This window comes from uncultured Microbacterium sp. (assembly GCF_963524805.1).
Lineage (GTDB): Bacteria > Actinomycetota > Actinomycetes > Actinomycetales > Microbacteriaceae > Microbacterium.
On sequence record NZ_CAURGG010000002.1, the window covers coordinates 87,405 to 108,846 of the forward strand.

17 protein-coding genes and 1 pseudogene are annotated in these 21,442 nt (G+C 70.5%); 11 read left to right on the top strand and 7 right to left on the bottom strand.

What is annotated here, in order from left to right:
• Nucleotides 1-11: 11 nt before the first annotated feature.
• Genes RWQ91_RS04775 through allB form a run of 3 tightly spaced genes read right to left on the bottom strand, consistent with a single transcriptional unit; the run spans nucleotide 12 to nucleotide 4,193 of the window.
• Nucleotides 12-1,601: an AtzH-like domain-containing protein gene (locus RWQ91_RS04775; protein ID WP_314503068.1), complete on the bottom strand. Its 1,590-nt coding sequence runs from the start codon at nucleotides 1,599-1,601 to the stop codon at nucleotides 12-14.
• On the bottom strand, nucleotides 1,594-2,802 hold the full coding sequence (locus RWQ91_RS04780; RefSeq protein ID WP_314503070.1) for an acetamidase/formamidase family protein: 1,209 nt from the start codon (nucleotides 2,800-2,802) through the stop codon (nucleotides 1,594-1,596). The genes RWQ91_RS04775 and RWQ91_RS04780 overlap by 8 nt, the downstream gene beginning before the upstream one ends.
• A gap of 17 nt (nucleotides 2,803-2,819) precedes the next feature.
• A complete protein-coding gene (allB, locus tag RWQ91_RS04785) occupies nucleotides 2,820-4,193 on the bottom strand; it encodes an allantoinase AllB (RefSeq protein ID WP_314503071.1) in 1,374 nt (457 codons plus the stop codon).
• A gap of 126 nt (nucleotides 4,194-4,319) precedes the next feature.
• On the opposite strand from allB, the gene uraD reads away from it, so the two are divergent.
• Genes uraD through pucL form a run of 3 tightly spaced genes read left to right on the top strand, consistent with a single transcriptional unit; the run spans nucleotide 4,320 to nucleotide 6,108 of the window.
• Entirely contained in the window at nucleotides 4,320-4,856 is a 537-nt protein-coding gene (gene uraD, locus RWQ91_RS04790) for a 2-oxo-4-hydroxy-4-carboxy-5-ureidoimidazoline decarboxylase (protein ID WP_314503072.1), read from the top strand.
• Entirely contained in the window at nucleotides 4,853-5,188 is a 336-nt protein-coding gene (gene uraH / locus RWQ91_RS04795) for a hydroxyisourate hydrolase (protein WP_314503074.1), read from the top strand. The genes uraD and uraH overlap by 4 nt, the downstream gene beginning before the upstream one ends.
• Before the next feature lie 2 nt (nucleotides 5,189-5,190).
• Nucleotides 5,191-6,108, top strand: a complete 918-nt coding sequence (pucL, locus tag RWQ91_RS04800) for a factor-independent urate hydroxylase (RefSeq protein WP_314503077.1) — start codon at nucleotides 5,191-5,193, stop codon at nucleotides 6,106-6,108.
• Between the two features lie 259 nt (nucleotides 6,109-6,367).
• Here the strand turns inward: pucL and RWQ91_RS04805 are convergent, their stop codons facing one another.
• Nucleotides 6,368-7,903: a nucleobase:cation symporter-2 family protein gene (locus RWQ91_RS04805; RefSeq protein WP_314503078.1), complete on the bottom strand. Its 1,536-nt coding sequence runs from the start codon at nucleotides 7,901-7,903 to the stop codon at nucleotides 6,368-6,370.
• Nucleotides 7,904-8,115: 212 nt separating this feature from the next.
• Between RWQ91_RS04805 and RWQ91_RS04810 the strand changes: the two genes are divergently transcribed.
• Nucleotides 8,116-9,510, top strand: a complete 1,395-nt coding sequence (locus tag RWQ91_RS04810; RefSeq protein ID WP_314503080.1) for an amidohydrolase family protein — start codon at nucleotides 8,116-8,118, stop codon at nucleotides 9,508-9,510.
• 4 nt (nucleotides 9,511-9,514) lie between these two features.
• On the opposite strand, the gene RWQ91_RS04815 is transcribed toward RWQ91_RS04810, so the two are convergent.
• Nucleotides 9,515-10,057, bottom strand: coding sequence for an adenine phosphoribosyltransferase (locus RWQ91_RS04815; protein ID WP_314503082.1), 543 nt, complete (start codon nucleotides 10,055-10,057; stop codon nucleotides 9,515-9,517).
• A 142-nt stretch (nucleotides 10,058-10,199) separates the two neighbouring features.
• On the opposite strand from RWQ91_RS04815, the gene RWQ91_RS04820 reads away from it, so the two are divergent.
• From RWQ91_RS04820 to RWQ91_RS04830, 3 genes are read left to right on the top strand one after another with little or no spacing between them, the layout of a single operon-like run.
• Nucleotides 10,200-11,888 (top strand): glycoside hydrolase family 13 protein, encoded by a 1,689-nt coding sequence (locus RWQ91_RS04820; RefSeq protein ID WP_314503084.1) that lies wholly within the window; start codon nucleotides 10,200-10,202, stop codon nucleotides 11,886-11,888.
• Between the two features lie 25 nt (nucleotides 11,889-11,913).
• Complete coding sequence (locus RWQ91_RS04825; protein WP_314503086.1) at nucleotides 11,914-12,933, top strand: LacI family DNA-binding transcriptional regulator; 1,020 nt, start codon at nucleotides 11,914-11,916, stop codon at nucleotides 12,931-12,933.
• A 51-nt stretch (nucleotides 12,934-12,984) separates the two neighbouring features.
• Nucleotides 12,985-14,199 carry an amidohydrolase gene (locus RWQ91_RS04830; RefSeq protein ID WP_314503088.1) on the top strand — a complete coding sequence of 405 codons (1,215 nt, stop codon included), beginning with the start codon at nucleotides 12,985-12,987 and terminating at the stop codon, nucleotides 14,197-14,199.
• Here RWQ91_RS04830 and RWQ91_RS04835 read toward each other — a convergent pair.
• Complete coding sequence (locus RWQ91_RS04835; protein WP_314503090.1) at nucleotides 14,196-15,278, bottom strand: VanZ family protein; 1,083 nt, start codon at nucleotides 15,276-15,278, stop codon at nucleotides 14,196-14,198. The genes RWQ91_RS04830 and RWQ91_RS04835 overlap by 4 nt on opposite strands.
• 119 nt (nucleotides 15,279-15,397) lie before the next feature.
• Here RWQ91_RS04835 and RWQ91_RS04840 point away from each other — a divergent pair, with 119 nt between their 5' ends.
• The 4 genes and pseudogenes from RWQ91_RS04840 to RWQ91_RS04855 all read left to right on the top strand — a co-directional run bounded on the left by RWQ91_RS04840 (nucleotide 15,398) and on the right by RWQ91_RS04855 (nucleotide 20,514).
• Nucleotides 15,398-17,485, top strand: a complete 2,088-nt coding sequence (locus RWQ91_RS04840) for an APC family permease (protein ID WP_399545899.1) — start codon at nucleotides 15,398-15,400, stop codon at nucleotides 17,483-17,485.
• Between the two features lie 37 nt (nucleotides 17,486-17,522).
• Nucleotides 17,523-18,386 carry a hypothetical protein gene (locus tag RWQ91_RS04845; RefSeq protein ID WP_314503092.1) on the top strand — a complete coding sequence of 288 codons (864 nt, stop codon included), beginning with the start codon at nucleotides 17,523-17,525 and terminating at the stop codon, nucleotides 18,384-18,386.
• Nucleotides 18,387-18,415: 29 nt separating this feature from the next.
• Nucleotides 18,416-19,840: pseudogene (locus tag RWQ91_RS04850) on the top strand (ATP-binding protein); the annotation flags it as partial.
• A complete protein-coding gene (locus RWQ91_RS04855; RefSeq protein WP_314503094.1) occupies nucleotides 19,837-20,514 on the top strand; it encodes a response regulator in 678 nt (225 codons plus the stop codon). The pseudogene RWQ91_RS04850 and the gene RWQ91_RS04855, both read left to right, overlap by 4 nt.
• A gap of 8 nt (nucleotides 20,515-20,522) precedes the next feature.
• On the opposite strand, the gene RWQ91_RS04860 is transcribed toward RWQ91_RS04855, so the two are convergent.
• Nucleotides 20,523-21,428, bottom strand: coding sequence for a TerC family protein (locus RWQ91_RS04860; protein WP_314503096.1), 906 nt, complete (start codon nucleotides 21,426-21,428; stop codon nucleotides 20,523-20,525).
• Nucleotides 21,429-21,442 lie beyond the last annotated feature (14 nt).

The window sequence follows — 21,442 nt, forward strand, 5'->3', positions numbered from 1 at the left end:
GGTAGACGAGATCACAGCGCTGCCTCCAGGCGCCGGGCCAGACGCACCAGGGCGATGTCCGTCCCGGAGCGCGAGGTGACACAGACCCCGACGGGTGCGGGGCCGAGGGTCGAATCCACCGTCAGCAGCGGAGCCGAGAGGGACGGCAGCCCCGCGATCGCGGCTGGGGTGGTCATGCGCAGGGTCGCTGCACGCACGGCGTCGACGCGCTCACCCACGGCGGTGCGCAGGGGCGCCGGGCCGGGAACGGTCGGCATGAGCAGCACGGCACCGGCGACCAGGCCGTGCATACGCGCGGCGAGGGGTTCCAGAAGGCGGCGAGCGGCAGCCTCCTCGTCCTGCGTGATGAGGGATGCCGCGCGGAAGCGCTCCGCCACGGCCGGGCCGAGCGCCCCGGGGTGGGCGCTCACCCACTCCCCGTTGTTCCGCCACGCCTCAGCGCCCTGCACCGTGCGGAAGGGCACGAGGTACTCGTCCAGATCGCCGATCGACACGGTCTCGACGGGAGCGGCATCCGTCGACGAGGTCAGGCTGCGCACGAACGCATCGAACGCCGCCCGCGTGTCCGGCTCCACCGCCGCGAGCACCTCGATCGGCACGACGAACCGCCACGGCAGGTCGTCATCGGACTCGCCGTACACGTTCTCGGTGGATGCCGAGCCGTCGTAGCTCAGGCACCAGTCCGCGACGCGCTGCAGCGTCGCGCCGTCGCGGGTGAGCCAGCCGACCGTGTCGAACGACTGGGCGAGCGGCAGCAGCCCCTGCCGCGGCACGAGACCGTGGGTCGTTCGCAGGCCCCAGAGTCCCTGATACGACGCGGGTACGCGCACCGATCCTGCGGTGTCGGTCGCCAGGCCGACCTCGGCCTGGCCGGTCGCGACCGCGGATGCCGGACCGCTCGAGGATCCGCCCGGCAGCGCGCCCGGCAGCGCCCCGTTGGGCGGGGTGCCGTAGTGCGCGTTGTCGCCGGCGATGCTGTACGCGAACTCGTCGGTGCGGGCGATGCCGCGCAGCGACGCCCCTCCGCGCAGGAGGTCCATCACGGCGGCGGCGGTCGTCGTCTCCGCCCGCGCGCCCGCCAGGAACGTCGGGTTGCCGGCGCCGATGCGATAGCCCTTGATCGCGAAGAGGTCCTTCACCGCGACCGTCAGGCCCGCGAGCGCGCCCTCCCAGGCGCCCTGCCAGAGCGGGTCGCCGACCGCGCGCCAGACGGAGCGGTCCAGAGCCTGAGCGCGGGGAGTGACATGGGCCGCGGTGATGAGCCAGCGGTCGTCGATGCGCTCCCACACCTGGGTCTGCAGGCCGGTGCCGCCGCCGGCGAAGCGCGACACCGAGACCAGCAGCGCGACATCGGGGGCGAGCTCGCGGTGCTCGATGCGCTCGATAACCCGGGGCGGCACGCCGCCGCGCACCCCGCGGAAGGCGCTGATCGCCTCGTGTCCGACGAGCAGGCCGGCGGCATCCCCCCGCATCGTGCTGTCGCCGGGGGCGAACGCCGCGTCGAGCACGTCGAGGTCGTTCGCCATGATCGCGCTCTCGTACGCGGTGAAGGCCGCGAGCAGATTGGCCGGCACGGATTCGGCGCCGGGGATGTCAGGCATCGGATGCCGCGCTTGCTGTCATCGGATCAGGGGATGTCACGGGGGCAGGAGTACTCCGGCCGAGAACGCCTGCGCCGGTGACATCCCCTGATCCCGTCACGGCGCGCGAGCGGTCCACCCCGGCGAAGTCCGACTCGCGGATGCGCGCGTGCACTCCGCACACGATGTCGACCACCTGCGAGATGTCGAAATCGGTCGCCGCGCTCAGGTAAGCGTAGGCCAGGTGCTCCTGCACGCCCCAGCGCGCCTCGATGAGGTTGAGCGCCGCGCGCACGCAGCGGCGCATCGCCTCGTTCAGATCGGGGTCCAGTCCCGTCGGGACCAGGAACTCCGGTGTCCGCACCAGGGGACCGGTGATCTCGCCGAACTCCGCGAGCGCCTCGGCGCGCGGGATCACATCGAAGCGCAGCGTCGCCCGCAGTGAGGCCTCCAGCGCGGTGAGCGCGACCTCGCCGTCGCCCTGCGCGAAATGCGGGTCCCCGACGTATGCGAGCGCCCCCGCGACCTGCACCGGGAGGTAGAGCGCGGTCCCCTCGACGAGCAGGTTGATGTCGATGTTGCCGCCGTGCGCACCGGGGGGCACCGAGTGCGGGCGCTGGTCGCCCGAGACGGCGACGCCCATCGTGCCCAGGAACGGCGCGAGCGGAAACGCGATCACGGGCTCTGCGCCGTTCGCCACCGGCAGCAGACCGAAAAGCCTCCCGGATCGCTCCTGCACCGGAGTGAACACGCTCACGCGGTAGTCCCCCCGCGGAAGCTCGCCCACCAGGGCGCCCTTTCCGTGTCGGTTGGAGATCACGCCGTACGGCACCCGGGGCGCGAGCTTCTCGACCGTGATCCGGAGCAGATCGCCCGGCTGGGCGCCGTCGACGAAGATCGGCCCGGTCACGATGTGCGGTCCGTCGGCGGCGGGGTCGCGTGACAGCTGGGCGGCGATCGAGATCGCGTCCTCGAGAACGGCCGCCGCGGCGACCCCCTCCGCGGTGAAGTACCCGAGCGGGTCCTTGCCGTGGTCTTCCAGGATCCCTTCGTGACTCACGGTGTCGATCGTCACCGACTCACCCGACCGGATGCGGAGGGCCGCGGCATCCGTCGCACAGGGCAGCCGTCCCCACAGCACCGTCTCGGGCGTCGAGCGCAGGTAGTGATCGCCGGGGATGTCCCCGACACCCGGCTGCAGGATCTCGAAGTCGGTCGGCATGCCCCCATCCAACTGCATCAGCCCGTCACCCGCGCCGAGAGCAGCCGACCGCGCGGCTTCCCGCGGAACCGGGGCGCGTCGCCGGGGCCGCCGTCGGTGACGTCGTAGATCGGCCGGCCGTGCAACCAGGTGCGGCGGATCCTGCCGCTGAGCACACGGTGGTCGTAGGCGGTGATGGGGTTCTTGTGCAGCAGCTTCGACGCGTCGATCACGAAAGGGTCGTCGAGGCCGAACACGGTCAGGTGTGCGGGCGCTCCGGGCTCGATCACGCCCGCGCCCCGCAGGCCGGCCACCGACGCCGGGCCGGTCGTGAACAGCGGCAGGATCCTCTCCAGCGGGATGCCGCGGCTGCGCGCCTCGGTCCACACGGCCGACAGCCCCACCTGCAGCCCCGCGATCCCACCCCAGGCCAGTCCGAAATCGCCCCCGCCCGAGCGCTTGAGGTCGATCGTCGACGGGGAGTGGTCGCTCACGACGGCGTCGATCGTGCCGTCGACGATCCCGGCCCACAGCAGGTCGCGATTGCCGCTCTCCCGGATCGGCGGGCAGCATTTGAACTCGCTCGCCCCGTCGGGGATCTCCTCGGCGACGATCGTCAGGTAGTGCGGACAGGTCTCGACCGTCAGCGCGACGCCGTCGGCCTTCGCGGCGCGGATCGCCGGAAGCGAATGCGCGTCGCTCAGGTGCAGGATGTGCGCGCGGGCGCCGGTGCGGCGGGCGGCGTCGATCACCGCGTCGATCGCCGAGGCCTCGCTCGCCGGCGGGCGCGAGGCGAGGAAGGCGTCGTAGCCGCGCCCGAGCGCGCCGTCGTCGCCCAGCAGGGCCGGATCCTCCGCGTGCACGATCAGGCGCGATCCGAGGGCGGCGACCTCCTGCATCGCATCCAGGAGCTGCGGGCGCGACAGGTGCGGGAACTCGTCGACTCCCGACGGCGACAGGAAGCACTTGAACCCGAACACGCCGGCGTCGTTCAGCGGCCCGAGCGCACCGAGATTCTCGGGCACGGCACCGCCCCAGAATCCGACGTCGACGTAGGCGGATGCCGCCGCCGCGGCTCGCTTGATCTCCAGCGCCTCGGCAGTCGTGGTCGGGGGCAGCGAATTGAGCGGCATGTCGACCAGCGTCGTCACCCCGCCCGCCGCCGCCGCGAGGGTCGCCGAGCGGAAGCCCTCCCACTCGGTGCGCCCCGGCTCGTTCACATGCACGTGCGAGTCGACCAGGCCCGGCAGCAGCACGGCGTCGTCGGGCACGAGCACCGTGGAGGCGATCACCCGATCGCGCACGCCGACGACGTCCACGACCAGCCCGTCCTGCACCACGACCGCCGCCGGACGGAACGCACCGTCGATGAAGGTCCGTCCGGCGCGCACGACGAGAAGCCTCTCCGCCACCGTGATCCTCCTGTCCTCGGAGTTCACGCTAAGCGTCCCGCGTTTCCCGCGTGTTACTCCGCTCGCATGCGCACCGGGTCTCCGTGCCGTAACCGCGGTGAAACGCGCAGGGTTTAGCGTGGCGCCATGCTGCTGGACGAGTTCAACCGCGCGGATGCCGCGTCCGCGGCATCCGTGGTCCGCGTGTGGGCCGCCGTGCCGGATTGGGTGGATGCCGTCGTCGCGGCGCGGCCGTACGCCTCGACCGATGCGCTCACCGCGCACGCCGCAGCTCTGGCCGACGCGTGGAGCGTCGCAGATCTCGATGCGGCGCTCGCCCGCCACCCGCGCATCGGCCAGCGCCCGGTCGGTGCGGGGGCCGAGGCCGCGGCATCCCGACGCGAGCAGGCGTCGATGACGGATGCCGGCGCCGGCGTGACCGCCCGGATCGCCGCCGGCAACACCGCGTACGAGGAGCGGTTCGGCCGGGTGTTCCTGATCCGCGCGGCAGGGCGCACCCCGGAGCAGATCCTGGCCGAGCTGCGACGTCGCCTCGGCAACGACGACGACGCAGAGGTCGCCGAGGCTCTCGGTCAGCTCGCCGAGATCGCGATCCTGCGGCTGCGCGCGTCGGTGACCGCCGACTTCCCCGCCGGGGCTGCGGGCGGAAGGATCGGCTCATGAGCCACCTCACCACCCACGTCCTGGATGCCGCGACCGGACAGCCGGCGCCGAACATGGTCGTCTCGCTGGCCCGTCACCTCCCCGGCGGCGGCACGGATCCGGTCGCACAGGGCTTCACCGACCCCGACGGCAGACTCGCGCTCGGACCCGAGCACCTCGAGGCGGGCATGTACGCGCTCACGTTCGGCACCGGAGCGTGGTTCGCCGACCGCGGCATCCCGACGTTCTATCCCCTTGTGACCGTGACCTTCAGCGTCGAAGAACCGGACCGGCACCTGCACGTGCCGCTGCTGCTCAGCCCGTTCGCCTATTCGACCTATCGAGGGAGCTAGCCATGAGTGACGTGTCCGTCAGCCTGGGCGCCAACAAGTACGGCAAGGCGGAGAACCGCGTCGTGCGGATCTACCGCGACAGTCCCCGGCACGAGATCGTCGACCTGAACGTCAGCTCGCAGCTGCGCGGGGCCGCCCTGCTGGACTCGTACCTGACCGGCGACAACTCCCTGGTCGTCGCGACGGACACGCAGAAGAACACCGCGTTCGCGTTCGCCAAGCAGTACGGGGTGCGCGCGCCCGAGGAGTACCTGCTCAGGCTCTCCGAGCACTTCGTGAGCGAGTTCGACTGGATCGAGGGCGGCCTCTGGCAGGCCGAGCAGTACGAGTGGGAGCGCATCCTCGTCGACGGGCAGCCGCACGACCACTCCTTCGTGCGTCGGGGGCAGGGGACGCGCCTGGCGGCCGTGCAGGTGATCGACGGCGCCACGCATGTGACCGGCGGCGTGAAGGACCTCACGGTGCTCAAGTCCACCGGCAGCGCGTTCGCCGGCTTCCCCCGCGACCGGTACACGACGCTCGTCGAGACCGACGACCGGATCATGGCGACCTCGGTGACCGGGCGGTGGCGGTTCCTCCCCGAGGCCGTCGAGGCGGGCATCGACTACAACGGCCTGTACGCCGAGGTCTCTGCGGTGCTGCTGTCGACCTTCGCCACCGTGCACTCGCTCGCGCTGCAGCAGACGCTGTTCGCGATGGGCAAGGCGGCGATCCAAGCGCGCCCCGAGATCGCCGAGGTGCGGTTCGCGATGCCGAACAGGCATCACTTCCTGTCGGATCTGTCGCCCTTCGGGCTCGACAACCCGGGCGAGGTCTTCTACGCCGCCGACCGCCCGTACGGCCTGATCGAGGGCACGATCACCCGCGACGGCGCCGCTCCCGCCCCCGAGGCCTGGAGCGACCTGCCCGCCTTCGTCTGACCCGCACCTTCCCCGCGAGACTGCATCTGCAGGTCGAGACTGTGGGGTTCGCCCGCAGTCTCGACCTGCAGTTGGCGTCTCACGGAAGGGCCGTTGACGACGGCGGGGCCCGGGACCGACCGGTCGCCCGGGCTCCCCGCCGTCGTGCGGTCAGAGGGCGGTGCGCTGCCTCCGACTCCGCTCGGACGTGGGCAGTTCTGCGGTGTCACGGCGTTCGGGCACGTGCACCGCAGCTTTGCCGATCCGAGAAGTCCTCACCTCAGGCGCGCGGGTTCGGGTCCTCGTCACGGATCCGCGACACGTCGACCGGCATCCCGTCGCCGGTCTGCTCGGCGGCCAGCTCGTCGGAGAGCACCTGGGTGGGAATCAGACCCGTGCCCTCGGCATCCGGATGCACCAGCGCCGCGGCGGCCGGCCCTCGTACGGCATCGGAGGCGCCCATCGCGGGGTCCGTGCGCCGAGCCTCGCGCATCTGATCGGTGTTCAGCAGCAGATTGAGCAGGATCGCCGTGATCGCGCCGGCGCTGATGCCGGAGTCGAAGATGAGCGTGAACCACTGCGGGAACTGGTCGTAGATCGTCGGCGCGACGGTGGGCAGCAGCGCGACGCCGACCGAGATCGCCACGATCAGCACGTTCTTGTTGTTGAACCTCACCTTCGTGAGGGTTCGGATCCCGGATGCCGCCACCATGCCGAACAGCGCGATGCCGGCGCCGCCGAGCACGGCGCTGGGAACGCCCTCGACGATCGCGGAGACCTTCGGGATCAGTCCGAGAACGACGAGGATGACGCCCGCCGCGGTCGCGACCCACCGCGAGCGCACGCCCGTGAGCGAGACCAGCCCCACGTTCTGGGCGAAGGCGGTGTACGGGAAGGTGTTGAACACGCCGCCGATGACGGTGCCCAGCCCGTCGGCGCGCAGGCCGTCGGCCAGCTGGCGACGCGACACCGGCTTCTCGACGATCTCGCCCACGGCGATCATGTCACCGGTCGTCTCGGTCATGATGACCAGGCCGACGATGATCATCGACACGATGGAGGCCACCTGGAACGTCGGGAGGCCGAAGTGGAACTGCGTGATGAGGGCGAACCAGGCGGCATCGCCCACGTTCGACCAGTCCACCATCCCGGGCACGAACACGGCGGCGATCGTGCCGAGTACGAGCCCGAGCAGGATCGACACCCGCTGCAGCGCCGGCGGGGCGAACCGCTCGATCAGAATGATCAGCAGCAGCGTCCCGAAGGCGAAGGCCACGTTGATCGGCGGCGCCCCCTCGGCCGACCCGTCGACGATCCAGCCGGCTGCCACGCGCATGAGCGAGAGCCCGATGATCAGGATCACCGTGCCCGTGACGATCGGCGGGAAGAAGCGCAGCAGGTGCGAGAAGAACGGGGCGACGACGATCATGAACAGGCCGCACGCGATCGTGGCGCCGAACACCGCCTGGATGCCTTCGCTCTGCCCGATCGCGATCATCGGACCGACGGCGGCGAAGGTCACGCCCTGCATGAGCGGCAGCCGCACGCCGAACCGCCAGAAGCCGACCGACTGGATGATGGTGGCGACGCCGGCGACGAACAGATCCGCGCTGATGAGGAAGGCGAGGTCCTGCGCGGAGTAGCCGAGCGCACCGCCGACGATGAGCGGCACGGCGACCGCCCCCGCGTACATCGCGAGCACGTGCTGCAGGCCCAGGGGGAACAGCCGGCCCAGCGGCGGAACCGTGTCGACGGTGTTGGCGTGACGTCTCGCGGCCTTCGCCGCCTTGCGATCGGTCGCTTCGGTGGTGGCCATGTGCTCACTCCCTGGTCGAGGGGGCGGCGCCGGCGACGGACCGCCCCGTTGCTTGCGGGCAGACTATGCTCGCCGGGAACCGGACCGCCAGGCCACGGGCCAAGCGTTCCGCAGACTTAACGACGCTGTTACAGGCCCGCAACGCTCGACTCGAAGACTCAGCAGCGGGCCCGCAGCACCTGCACCGGGCCGCACCGCCCCAGAGGAGACATGTGACGGTCTATCGGGGTCACGTGCTCCACATCTCCGGCAGCCCGTCGCTCGAGGGCGCGGGCGACGCGCTCGTCTCGGAACCGGACGGCGCGCTCGCGGTCGATTCGGCGGGTCGCATCGCCTTCGCCGGGGCGTGGAGCGACCTGCCGGCATCCCTCGTCCGCGACGAGGTCGTCCTCACCGAGGCGTACCTGCTGCCAGGCTTCGTCGACACGCACGTGCACTTCCCCCAGACGCTGGCCACCGACGAATTCGGCGGCGGCGAACTGCTCGAGTGGCTCGAGCGGTGCGTCTTCCCCGCGGAATCCCGCCTCGCCGATCCCGGATTCGCCGACCTCGTCGCGGTCGAGTTCGTGCGGCGACGCGTGTCGGCCGGAACGACCGCCGCCCTGGTGTTCGGCTCGGCGTTCCCGGAGGCGCAGGACGCTCTCTTCACGCGAACACTGGATGCCGGCCTCCGCGTCGTGAGCGGGCGGGGGATCCAGACGGTGGGTCCGGGCAGCGCGGCCGCCCTTCTGACGAGCGAGGATGCCGCGATCGGGCTCGCGCGTGAGGAGATCGCACGCTGGCACGGAAGGGATGCCGCCGGACCGGCATCCGACGCGCGCAGCGCTCTCGCGCAGGTGGCGGTCATCCCGCGCTTCAGCCTGGCGGTGACGCCCGAGACCCTGAACCGGCTCGGCGATCTGTACGCCGAGGTGCGCGGCGAGGGGGTCTACTTCCACTCGCACCTGAACGAGAACGACCGGCCGGGTGACGGCGAGATCGCGGCCGTGCGCGAGCAGTACGGGGTCGAGGCGTATCTCGACACGTACGACGGACGATGCCTGCCGGGGTCTCTCACCAGCGGCGAGACCCTCCTGGGGCGGCGGTCGATCCTCGCCCATGCGGTGCACTGCACCGACCGCGAGCTGCACCGGCTCGCCGAGACCGGATCGTCGATCGCGCACTGCCCGACGTCGCAGCTGTTCCTCGGGAGCGGCACGATGCCGTGGCAGCGCACCGTCGCCTCCGGCACCACGATCGCGATGGGCACCGACATCGGAGCAGGCGACGAGTGGCTCATCCCCCGGGTGCTCAACGACTGCTACAAGGTGCACATGAGCGAGCCCGGTGACCGGTCGAGCGCGATCGACCCGGCGCAGCTGCTCTTCCTCGGCACGCTCGCCGGTGCGCGGGCGCTCGATCAGGAGCAGCTGTTCGGCAATCTGGATGCCGGCAAGGACGCGGACTTCGTGATCGTGGACCCCGCCGCCCAGCCCGGCTTCCCGCTCGCGCTCGAGGCGGCGGCGCACGGCGGCGTGAGGTCGCAGCTGTTCACCCTGCTCATGGGCATGCGCGAGGCATCCATCACCGGCGTCTTCGTGCGCGGACAGCGGGTCGGCGCCCCCTGACCGGTCAGGCCACGAATACGGTGTGCACGTCGCCGACGACCGCCCGGCCGCCCAGGCCCTGCAGCTCCATGAGCACCGCCGTGCCCATGACCACGACGCCCAGGTCGGCGAACAGACGCTGCGCGGCTTCCAGGGTGCCGCCCGTGGCGAGCACGTCATCCACGAGCAGCACGCGCGTGCCCGGCGCGAGGTCGTCGTGCACCTCGATCGTGGCCTCACCGTATTCGAGCGCGTACGAGACGGATGCCGCCGGCCGCGGCAGCTTGCCGGCCTTGCGCACCGGCACCATGCCCGTCCCGGTGGCGATCGCGGCCGCCCCGGCGAGCAGGAACCCGCGTGCCTCCACGCCGGCCACCACGTCGAACTCCCCGGCGAACGGCGCGGTCAGCGCATCGATCACGGTGCGCAGGGCCGCGGCATCCGCCAGCAGCGGCGTGATGTCGCGGAACAGGATGCCGGGCTCGGGGTAGTCCGGGATCTCCCGGATCAGCGCCTCGGCCGCGGCGAGGGCATCGGGATCGGCAGCGACGGCGGAGAGGGGAGCCACGCGCCCACCCTAGCCGCGCCGTCCCGCGCTTCGTCCGTCACCTCGGTACGCTGCGGCCCCCCTCGGGCGAGCACAGGTGACGGACGAAGCGCGGGAGACCGGGCGAACGTGCGCATGCAAGCGCTTGCAGTATCCTGGAACGATGACTTCGCCCGACACCGCCGAGCGCCCGTTCGCCCTCACTTCCCGCCCCGGAGCGGAGTGGTGGTGCAGTGCCGTCATCTACCAGATCTACCCCCGCTCCTTCGCCGACAGCTCGGGCGACGGCATCGGCGATCTGCCCGGCGTCACCGCCCACCTCGACGACCTGGTCGATCTCGGCGTGGATGCGATCTGGCTGAGCCCCTTCCAGCGCTCGCCCCAGAAGGATGCCGGCTACGACGTCGCCGATTACTGCGACGTGGACCCGCTCTTCGGCACGCTCGCGGACTTCGACGTCATGCTGGCCGAGGCCCATGGCCGCGGCATCCGGATCATCGTCGACCTCGTCCCCAACCACTCCTCCGACCAGCACGAGTGGTTCCAGGCCGCCCTCGCCGCGGCACCCGGCAGCCGCGAGCGGGCTCGCTACCTCTTCCGCGACGGCAAAGGCACCGCGGGCGAGCTGCCGCCCAACAACTGGGAGTCCGTGTTCGGCGGACCGGCATGGACCCGTCTCGTGGAAGCGGACGGCACGCTCGGCCAGTGGTACCTGCACCTGTTCGATGCGTCGCAGCCCGATTTCGACTGGTCCAACGAGGACGTGCGGGAGCTGTTCCGCGGAGTGCTGCGCTTCTGGCTCGACCGCGGTGTCGACGGCTTCCGCGTCGACGTGGCGCACGGCCTCATCAAGGCCGCCGGCCTGCCCGACTACACCCCGCCCGTCGAGGCAGACTCGATGGGCGGCGACGAACCCGATGTTCCCTACTGGGGCCAGCCCGGCGTTCACGACGTGTACCGCGACTGGCACGGCATCCTCGCCGCATACGACGGCGATCGGGCCCTCTGCGCCGAGGCGTGGCGCCCGACGCCGGACGAGACGGCCCTGTGGGTGCGCTCCGACGAGATGCACCAGGCGTTCAACTTCCCGTACCTGACGACGGGGTGGGATGCCGCCGAACTGCGCGCGGTGATCGATGAGTCGCTGCGCGCGTTCGCCGCCGTCGGCGCCCCGAGCACGTGGGTGCTGTCCAATCACGACGTCATCCGGCACGCGTCGCGGCTCGCGCTCACGGCCGAGAACCCGCAGGGGCACGGCATCGGACCCGACTCGGTCGGCAAGCCGATCGCCGATCTGGGTTTGCGCCGCGCGCGCGCCGCGACCGCCGTCATGCTCGCGCTGCCGGGCTCGGCCTACATCTACCAGGGCGAGGAGCTGGGGCTCCCCGAAGTCGTGGACCTGCCCGACACCGCGCGACAGGATCCGACGTGGTTCCGCACCGCGGGCGAGCGCTACGGACGGGACGGATGCCGGGTGCCGGTGCCGTGGTCCTCTTCGCAGCCGGCCTACGGGTTCAGCGCGACGGGCGAATCCTGGCTGCCGCAGCCGTCGTCGTGGGCGCGCCTCGCCCGCGACGTTCAGGAGAGCGACCCGGAGTCCACGCTTGCGCTCTATCGCACCCTGCTCGCCGAACGGCGTTCGCACGCCCTCGGCACGGGCGCGCTGGAGTGGGTCGACGGGTTCCCGGACGACGTGCTCGCATTCCGAAACGGGAATGTCACGGTGATCGCCAACCTCGGCGATGCATCGATTCCGCTGCCGCACGGTAACGTGATCGCGGCGAGCGAGCCGCTCGTCGGCGGAATCCTGCCCGCCGACACGGCGGTCTGGCTCGAGGCCGCGCAAGCCTGACGCCGGGGGCGCGAAAGGGGACGACGTGGTCAGCATCGATGAGGTCGCCCGCCATGCGGGCGTCTCCACGGCGACCGTCTCGCGCGCGCTCAGCGGACGCGGGCACGTCTCCGATGCGACCCGGGTCCGCGTCGAGACGGCCGCGAAGACCCTCGGATACGTCGTGTCGTCGTCGGCGTCGAGCCTCGCCTCGGGGCGCACGCGCAACATCGGCGTGCTCGTGCCGTTCCTGGACCGGTGGTTCTTCAGCACGGTCCTCAGCGGCACGGCCTCCGCACTCATGCGGCGCGGCTACGACATCACGCTCTACAACCTGACCGCTGACCGCGAGCAGCGCCGCAGCATCTTCGAGACGTTCCTGCGCCGCCAGCGGGTCGACGGGGTCATCGCGATCTCGATCGAGCTGGGCGAGGAGGAGACCGAGCGCCTGCGGGAACTCGACCTGCCCGTCATCGCGATCGGAGGCCCGAATCCGCGCCTGTCGACCCTCACGGTCGACGACGCCGCGGTCGCGCGGCTCGCGACGGAGCACCTCATCGGACTCGGGCACCGCGACATCGCCCACATCGGCGCGAGCCACGAATTCGACATCGACTTCCACATCCCGACGCACCGGCGACAGGGTTTCGAGCAGGCGCTGCGGGATGCCGGCATCCCGCCGCGGCCGTCGCTCTACGAGCCCGCCGACTTCACGATCGAGGGAGGGTTCCGCGCCGCCAAGCAGCTGCTCGGGCGACCGGGAGAGCACCCGACCGCGATCTTCGCCGCGTCGGACGAGATGGCCATCGGCGCCCTGCTGGCCGCTCGCGAGCTGGGCTACCGGGTGCCCGAGGACCTGTCGGTCGTCGGCATCGACGGTCACGAGCTGGGCGAGTTCTTCCGGCTCACCACCGTGGACCAGTTTCCGATGGGTCAGGGCGAGCGCGCGGCCGACGCGATCCTCGACGAGCTCGAGGCCAAGGCGGCGGGCGTGGCGCGCGAAGAGCCGCGCCACCTGCCGTACGAGCTGATCGTGCGCGGCACGACCACCCGGCTGGACTCCTGAGGCGGCATCCCGCCCGGTTGCCGACGGTCGCCCGCGGCTAGGCTCGGAGCCATGACCATCGACCTCGAAGCGCTCTACATCGATCTGCACCGGCATCCCGAACTGTCCTTCCAGGAGACCCGGACGGCGGGAGTCGTCACGCAGCACCTCTCCGCTCTGGGCATCGAGTTCGAAGAGGGCATCGGCAAGACGGGCGTCGCGGGGGTCATCCGCAACGGCGACGGGCCGGTCGTCTGGCTGCGCGCGGACATGGACGCGCTGCCGGTGAAGGAGCTGACCGGCCTCGAGTACGCGAGCACCGCGCGGGGCACCGACCCGGCGGGCACCGATGTGCCCGTGATGCACGCGTGCGGTCACGACCTGCACGTCACATGCCTGCTGGGCGCCCTCGAGCAGCTGCTCGCGGCGAAGGAGGAGTGGTCGGGAACGGTCGTCGCCGTCTTCCAGCCGGCCGAAGAATACGGCGCCGGCTCGCAGGCGATGATCGCCGATGGCGTGCTGGACCGCTTTCCGCGGCCGGACATCGTGCTCGGCCAGCACGTCACACCGCTTCCGGCCGGAACCATCGGCGTGCGCCCGGGCACGCAGATGGCGGCATCCGACGGCCTCACGGTCACGCTGCTCGGACGCGGCGGCCACGGCTCGCGCCCGCACTCCACGATCGACCCGGTCGTGATGGCCGCCGCGACCGTGATGCGCCTGCAGACGATCGTCTCGCGCGAAGTCGACCCGCGCGACGTCGCCGTCGTGACGGTCGGCTCGATCCACGCGGGTCTGAAGAACAACATCATCCCGGCCGAGGCGAAGCTCGAGCTCAGCCTGCGCTACCCCGATGAGGAAGCGCGCGTGCGCGTGCTCGAGAAGGTGGAGAGGGTCGTCCGCGCCGAGGCGCAGGCCTCGGGTGCCGAGGAGGAGCCCGTGATCGCCGTCGACCACTCGCTGCCGCCCACGATCAACGACGTTCACGCCACCGCACGGCTCACGCTCGCCTTCGACAGCGCATTCGGCGAGGGCACGGTCATCGATCCGGGCATGTTCACCGGCAGCGAGGACGTGTCGTGGTTCGCCCGAGAGGCCGGTGTGCCGCTCGTGTTCTGGTTCTGGGGCGGCGTCGATCCTCAGAAGTTCGCCGAGGCGAAGGCCGGCGGAACGATCGACCGCGACATCCCCACGAACCACTCGCCGTACTTCGCGCCGGTCATCCACCCCTCGCTCGAGCGCGGAGTGGACGCGCTGGTGGTCGCGGCGAGGGAGTTCCTGGGCTAGGCGCGCTCAAGCGCCCGCTCGGCTTTGACCGGTGTGCGCGAGTCCACGAGGCGCTGACCGGAGAGAAGACCCGGCAGTCCGCGGTGGCCCTTCGTCGTGAACACCAGGACGAAGGAGACCAGCACCAGCGCCGGGACGCTCAGCGACCACGGATCGGGCAGCAGCGAGAGAAGCTGGTAGCCGCCGATGCCGCCGAGGAACCGCACGAGCCGCGACCAGACGACCGGCATCCGGGCTCCGACGTACTGCAGCTGCACGGCGTCGTTGCCGATCGTGCGGCCACGAAGCAGCATGTAGGCCAGCGTCACCGCCAGCGGGACCATGTTGCCGGCGAGCTGATACCAGAACGCCGCGTCGACCGAGACGTCGCCGCCGGTGATGAGGAAATCGACCAAAGACAGGATCACGCCCACGGCGAGAGAGCCCAGCACGACCGAGAGCACGTCGCAGGTCATGCCCACCAGACGCCGCGCAGCGCTCACCGGTCGGGGCGCCCGTGCATCGTCGACCTCGCCGGAACGCGCGCGCAGGCGCAGCGGAATCGCCAGCGACAGGATGCCGCCCAGCAGCGCACCGAGGGTGTTGGTGATCAGGTCCTCGACGTCGAAGAGGCGATACGCACACGGGTAGATGCCCCACACGCCCGTGAGCTGCGTCGTCTCGATCAGGAGCGAGAGCGCGAAGCCGACGAGGGTCGCGGTGACCCATCCGCGGTGCCAGATGAGCCGCACGAAGAAGCCGAGGGGCAGGAACAGCAGCACGTTCAGCGCGATCTGCAGGAACGCCGGGTTCGTCAGCGGGCTGCCGCTGGCCGCCGCGGTGCCGAGGTCTTCCACGAGCACCCACGGGTTCAGCTGCGGGGTGGTGCAGCGGATCTCGTCGGGGTCGGGCAGCGGCAGCAGCGTGTAGGTCCAGATCGCGAGGAAGTACACCAGCAGCGCGAAGGCGAGACCCGTCCGCCCTGCGGTGAGCCGTCCGTGACGTCGGTAGCTCATCGCGACGTAGGGGAGGAAAGCCAGGGTGCCGACCGCGATGCCGAGGATGAGCGCGAGCAGGCCCAGGCTCAGCTGATCCGACACCGCGCCAGTCTAGGGGCGCGGGCGGACGCCTCGGCCCTCGATCCGGGGGCGTAAGGATTCCGTCAGGATGAACTGGCCGGTGCGACCCGGGTGCGCGCGTGCGAGTAACATCGCTCGCCGTGACCACTGACAGCAGCGAGCCCGGCGCCGACTCGCCGATCGCCAAGCGCCTCATCCTGGGCGATCCGCTCACCTCGGAGAAGCTCGACGACCAGCTTCTGCCGAAGAAGATGGCCCTGCCGATCTTCGCGTCGGACGCGCTCAGCTCGGTGGCGTATGCGCCGCAGGAGCTGCTGATGATCCTGCTGACCGGAGGGCTGGCCTTCCTCGCCTTCAGCCCGTGGGTGGGCGTGGCGGTCGTGGTCGTGCTCGTCGTGGTCGTGGTCAGCTACCGCCAGCTCATCAAGGCATACCCCTCCGGGGGCGGCGACTACGAGGTGGCGCGCACCAACCTCGGCGAGATCCCCGGCGTCGTGGTGGCCGCGGCACTGCTCGTGGACTACGTGCTCACGGTCGCCGTCTCGGTGGCAGCGGGCGTGGACAACATCATCTCCGCCCTTCCGTTCCTCGATGCCGGCAGGGTCGAGCTCGCGGTCGGCTTCGTGGTCGTGATCATCCTGATCAACCTGCGCGGCGTGCGCGAGGCATCGCTCCTGTTCGCGATCCCCACCTACGTGTTCATCGGGTCCGTCGCCGTCATGATCCTCGTCGGCCTGGTCCGCACGTTCGCCGGCGACCCGCCCGTCGCCTCCAGCGCCCAGTTCGCGGTGCAGGCGGAGAGCCTGACGCAGGCCGCCGTGATCCTCCTCGTACTGCGCGCCTTCTCGAGCGGCTGCTCGGCGCTCACCGGCGTGGAAGCGGTGTCCAACGGGGTGCCCGCCTTCCGCAAGCCCAAGATCCGCAACGCGCAGATGACGCTCGTGCTGATGGGCGGCATCGCCATCCTGCTCTTCTCCGGGCTGACGGCGCTCGCGCTCGTCTCCGGCGTCCACTACTCCGAGAATCCGTGCAACCTGGTCGGATTCGACTGCGAGAACCAGCCGCAGCCGAGTCTGATGGCACAGGTCGCGGCCGCGACGTTCGGAATGGGCTCGATCCCGTTCTTCGTGATCCAGGCCGCGACCGCCTGTGTGCTGCTGCTCGCTGCGAACACCGCGTTCAACGGCTTCCCCCTGCTCGGATCGGTGCTCGCCCGGGACGGCTACGCGCCGAAGGCGCTCAACACCCGCGGAGACCGTCTCGTGTACTCGAACGGCATGATCATCCTCGGTGCGGTCGCGATCGCGGTGCTGGTGATCTACCAGGCGCAGCTGACGACGCTGATCCAGCTCTACATCATCGGCGTCTTCATCTCGTTCTCGCTCGGCCAGCTGGGAATGGTGCGGCACTGGAAGCGGGTCCTGCGAAACCTGGCTCAAGAACCGGTGCACGCCGATCTCAAGCGTGCGGTGGCATCGGAACGGCGCGCAGCGCGGACCGGGTTGATCATCAACAGCGTGGGTGCCGGCATGACCGTGTTCGTGCTGCTGATCGTCACCATCACCAAGTTCACGCACGGCGCCTATCTGGTCTTCATCATGATCCCGATCCTGGCGGTGCTGATGATCGGGGTGAACCGCTACTACCGCGACGTCGAGCACGAGATCGCGGTGGATGACGTCACGCACTTCGGCTCCGAGGGCGATGTCGCCCTGATCCTGGTCAACCGCCTGCAGAAGCCCGTCGTCAAAGCGCTCGACTACGCACTGGCCGCCAAGCACGACAAGACCTTCGCGCTGCACGTCTCGGTGAATGCGGAGGAGACCGCGCGACTGCGCGAGCAGTGGGCCAGCCACGACATCCCGGTGCCGCTCGTGGTCATCGATTCGCCCTACCGGTCCTTCGGCAGTCCCGTCTCGGCGTACATCAAGAAGTACCGCGCCCAGCACGGCTCGGCCGTGGTCACCGTCTACCTGCCGCAGTACATCGTCGGCCACTGGTGGGAGTCGATCCTGCACAACCGGCGATCCCGGCGCATCGCCAACCAGCTCATGCTCATTCACGGCGTCTCGATCACGCTGGTCCCGTGGCTCCTGGATTCCAGCGAGCTCATCTACGGACGACGCTCCCGGCCCCTGCCCGGCCAGGAGCGCGCCGGGCGGCCGTTCGAGCCCGAGACGCTGAGCATGACCACCGGCGAGCGCTCGAGCCTCGAGCGCGAGGACTGACCGGATCGCCTCCGCGGCGGCTCTTAGACTTCTCGACATGATCCCGGGCGACCAGCCGGCACCGTTGAGCCTCGTCCAGCGCGGCTGGTGGTGGGTGAGCGATTACGCGTACGCGGCCGTGCGCCAGCTCGCCATCGTCACCGCCCCCTGGACGCTGGGCCGCCCTCGGCCGGCGCCGCCCGCCTGGAGATCGGGATCCGACCAGCTTCCCGAGGTCATCCTGCTTCCCGGGGTGTACGAGCACTGGACGTTCCTGCGGCCGCTCGGTCACGCCCTCAACGCGGCGGGCCACCGTGTGAAGGTCGTGCACGGGCTCGGCATGAATCGCCGCGGCATCGTCGAGACCTCCGATCGGCTGGGCCGCGCACTGGCGGCCCGTCCTGCGCCTCCGGCCGGACGCGTGCTCGTGGCGCACAGCAAGGGAGGGCTCATCGGCAAGCACCTGCTCGTCTCCTCCGGCGCCGCCGCCGACGCCGCGATCGAGGCGGCGAAGGGCGGCGATCCCGCGGATGCCGCCGCCCACGCCACGGCGCCGGCCGGTGACGGATCGGTGCCCCAACGGCCGCTCGGGCTCCTGGGGCTGGTCGCGGTGTGCACGCCGTTCCACGGATCGCCGCTGGCGGGGCTGTTCGTCGTGCCCAGCATCCGCGCGTTCCTGCCCGACGACGAGACGATCGTGATGCTCGGGCGCGACGAGTCGGTGAACGGACGCATCGTGTCGGTCTTCGGCCGCTTCGATCCGCACATCCCCGATGGCAGTTCCCTCGACGGCGCGACGAACCTGATCGTGCCCTCATCCGGCCACTTCCGCGTGCTCGGTTCACCCCAGACGCACACCGCCGTGCTGGACGGCATCCGGATGCTGTCCATCGACTCCTCGCGTGCGGAGGGCGGCGGATGACGACCGATGGGCGACGCCCCGAGGCGGCACGGATCGTCATCCGTCGACTGTCCGGCGGCGCCCTGGGCACGCAGCGCATCGTGCTCGGCTTCATCATCGCGCTGGTGGTCGGCCCGCTTCTGACCTGGGCGCTGTACAGCGTCCGCACGCCGGAGTCGATCACCGCGGAGGTGCTGGCCTTCCAGCTGCTGGTGGTGGTCGTCGCGCTCGTCGGCGGCATCTGGCCCGCGCTGTTCGCGGCCGTGCTGTCGGGCCTCACGCTCGACTTCCTGTTCGTGGCGCCGCAGTTCACCGTGGCGATCTCGGACCCGCTGCACCTGCGGGCACTGGCCCTGTACATCGTGATCGCCGTGCTGGTGAGCTACATCGTCGATCAGGCGGCCCGCCGCGCCCGCGTCGCCGATCGCGCGGCCGCCGAGGCGGAGCTGCTCGCCTCGGTCGCCGGCAGCGTGCTGAACGGCCAGAGCGCCCTGGCCGCGCTGGTCAGCCGCACCCGCGAGGCCTTCGGCAGCTCCGGCGTGCGACTGATCGACGCCGATGGATCAGTGATCGCCACCGACGGCGAGCCGGTACGCGACGGGCTCTTCACCGCGGTGCCCATCGGCGACCCGGCCCGGCCACGGGCGATCCTCGAGCTGCACGGGGCACCGCTGCACGCCTCGGAGCGCCGGCTGCTCGATGTCATCGTCGCCCAGCTGGGCGGAGCGCTCGAACGCACCGATCTGTCGGAGACCGCACGCGAGGCAGGCGCCCTCGCCGAGATGGACCAGGTGCGCACCGCTCTTCTCTCGGCGGTCAGCCACGACATCCGCCGCCCGCTCGCCGCCGCCGTCGCCGCCATCGGCGGGCTGCGTGCCGCCGGCCAGAATCTGTCCGACGACGACCGCCGCGAGCTGCTCGAAACGGCGGACGAGAGTCTCGCCACCCTCTCGACACTCGTCACCGACCTGCTGGATGTGAGCCGCGTCCAGGCGGGTGTCCTCGCCGTGTCGTTCGAAGAGGTGGATGCCGCCGCCGTCGTGCTGGGCTCGCTCGAAGAGCTCGGCCTCGGCCCGTCCGAAGTCGACCTCGAACTCGACCCTCACCTCCCGCCGATGATCGCAGACCCCGTGCTTCTGCAGCGCGTGCTGGTCAACGTGCTGGCCAATGCCGTGCACCACTCACCGGAGGGAGCGCGCGTCAGCGTCACGAGCGGTCAGGTGCGCGGCGGGGGCCAGCTCACCGTGGTCGACCACGGTGCCGGCGTGCCGGACGAGCTTCGATCCGACATGTTCACTCCCTTCCAGCGCCTCGGAGACGTCGACAACACCACCGGGCTCGGTCTCGGCCTGGCTCTGTCGAAGGGCTTCACCGAGGGGATGGGAGGATCGCTGCGACCGGAGGACACTCCCGGCGGCGGGCTGACCATGGTGATCTCGCTGCCCCTGGCCGACCACCGTCTGTCGGTGCGATGAGACTCCTGATCGCCGACGACGACCCGCAGCTGGTGCGCGCTCTGCGCATCACGCTCAGCTCCCACGGCTACGAGGTTCTCGCCGCCCCGGACGGCGCGGCAGCGGTCGCCATGGCGGCCAAGCTCCCGCCCGATCTGGTCATGCTGGACCTGGGCATGCCGCGGCTGGACGGCGTGGGCGTGATCCGGGCGCTCCGCGGCTGGACGAGCGCGCCCATCGTGGTCGTCTCGGGACGCACCGGCTCCGCCGACAAGATCGAGGCGCTGGATGCCGGAGCCGACGACTACGTCACCAAGCCCTTCCAGATCGACGAGCTTCTCGCCCGGCTCCGCGCGCTCGCACGGCGCACCCCCGGTGCGTCGGAATCACCGGTGGTGGCCTTCGCCGACGTGACGATCGATCTCGCGGCCAAGAGCGTGACCCGCGGGCAGAGCGCCGTGCACCTCACTCCGACCGAATGGCGGATGCTGGAATTCCTCGCCCGCAGTCCGGGCGCCCTGGTGACCCGCCAGACGCTCCTGAAAGAGATCTGGTCGAGCGACCAGGTGAGCGACTCGGGCTACCTGCGGCTCTACATGTCGCAGCTGCGAAAGAAGCTCGAGGCCGATCCGGCCAACCCCCGGCATCTGCTCACGGAGTCCGGGATGGGATACCGGCTCGTGCTCGAGGGCTGAGGGCCGGATCAGCCGAGCCCGGCGCGCTCCTCGTCGATGGATGCCGCGGCCCCCGAGACCGGCTTGCGCGAGAGACCGACGGCACCGGCATCCGGCCCCTTCGAGAGCGCAGCGGCGACGGCGACCGACTCGTCCACGTCGGGGTACTGCGGGCGCAGCTGCACCGCGTGCTGGGCCTTCCGCTCGCGCTTGGCCTTGCGCGCCGCGTACACGAGGTTCAGCGCCTCGACGAGGATCGCGAACGCCATCGGCGCGTAGATGAGCGCCTTGTCGATCTTGATGCCGAAGCCTTCGGCGATGAGGAAGACGCCGATCAGCAGCAGGAACGACAGCGCGAGCATCTTGACCGTCGGGTGCTTGTTCACGAACGTGAAGATGAAGCGCGACGCGAAGAGCATGATGCCGAACGAGAGCACGACGACCGTGATGATCACGAGCAGGTTCTCGGTCATCCCGACCGCGGTGATGACCGAGTCGAGCGAGAAGACGATGTCCAGCAGCAGGATCTGCGTGATGACCGAGGCGAAGGTGATCTGAGCGACCTTCTTGCCACTGCCGCCGTGGTCCTCTTCGGCGCCCTCGAGCTTGTGGTGGATCTCCGTGACCGCCTTGTAGACCAGGAACAGTCCACCCGCGATGAGGATGAAGTCCTTCCACGAGAACCCCATGCCGAACAGCACGATCACGTCCTCTTTCAGCGTGATGATCCAGCCGGCGAAGAACACGAGGATCACGCGGATCAGCATCGCCAGAGTGAGGCCCAGGTTGCGGGCGCGGGCCTGCTGCTCCTTCGGGAGCTTGCTCGCGAGGATCGAGATGAAGATGACGTTGTCGACCCCGAGCACGATCTCGAGCACGAAGAGGGTCACGAAGACGGCGATCAGATCGGGCGTGAAGGCGAAGGAGAAGTCCACGCCTCCATCGTATG

Bases quoted from the DNA above. Each gene is read 5' to 3' on its own strand.
- RWQ91_RS04805 (WP_314503078.1), bottom strand. From the start codon at position 7,903: ATGGCCACCACCGAAGCGACCGATCGCAAGGCGGCGAAGGCCGCGAGA.
- pucL (WP_314503077.1), top strand. From the start codon at position 5,191: ATGAGTGACGTGTCCGTCAGCCTGGGCGCCAACAAGTACGGCAAGGCG.
- RWQ91_RS04820 (WP_314503084.1), top strand. From the start codon at position 10,200: ATGACTTCGCCCGACACCGCCGAGCGCCCGTTCGCCCTCACTTCCCGC.
- uraD (WP_314503072.1), top strand. From the start codon at position 4,320: ATGCTGCTGGACGAGTTCAACCGCGCGGATGCCGCGTCCGCGGCATCC.
- RWQ91_RS04845 (WP_314503092.1), top strand. From the start codon at position 17,523: ATGATCCCGGGCGACCAGCCGGCACCGTTGAGCCTCGTCCAGCGCGGC.
- uraH (WP_314503074.1), top strand. From the start codon at position 4,853: ATGAGCCACCTCACCACCCACGTCCTGGATGCCGCGACCGGACAGCCG.
- RWQ91_RS04855 (WP_314503094.1), top strand. From the start codon at position 19,837: ATGAGACTCCTGATCGCCGACGACGACCCGCAGCTGGTGCGCGCTCTG.
- RWQ91_RS04830 (WP_314503088.1), top strand. From the start codon at position 12,985: ATGACCATCGACCTCGAAGCGCTCTACATCGATCTGCACCGGCATCCC.
- RWQ91_RS04775 (WP_314503068.1), bottom strand. From the start codon at position 1,601: ATGCCTGACATCCCCGGCGCCGAATCCGTGCCGGCCAATCTGCTCGCG.
- RWQ91_RS04780 (WP_314503070.1), bottom strand. From the start codon at position 2,802: ATGCCGACCGACTTCGAGATCCTGCAGCCGGGTGTCGGGGACATCCCC.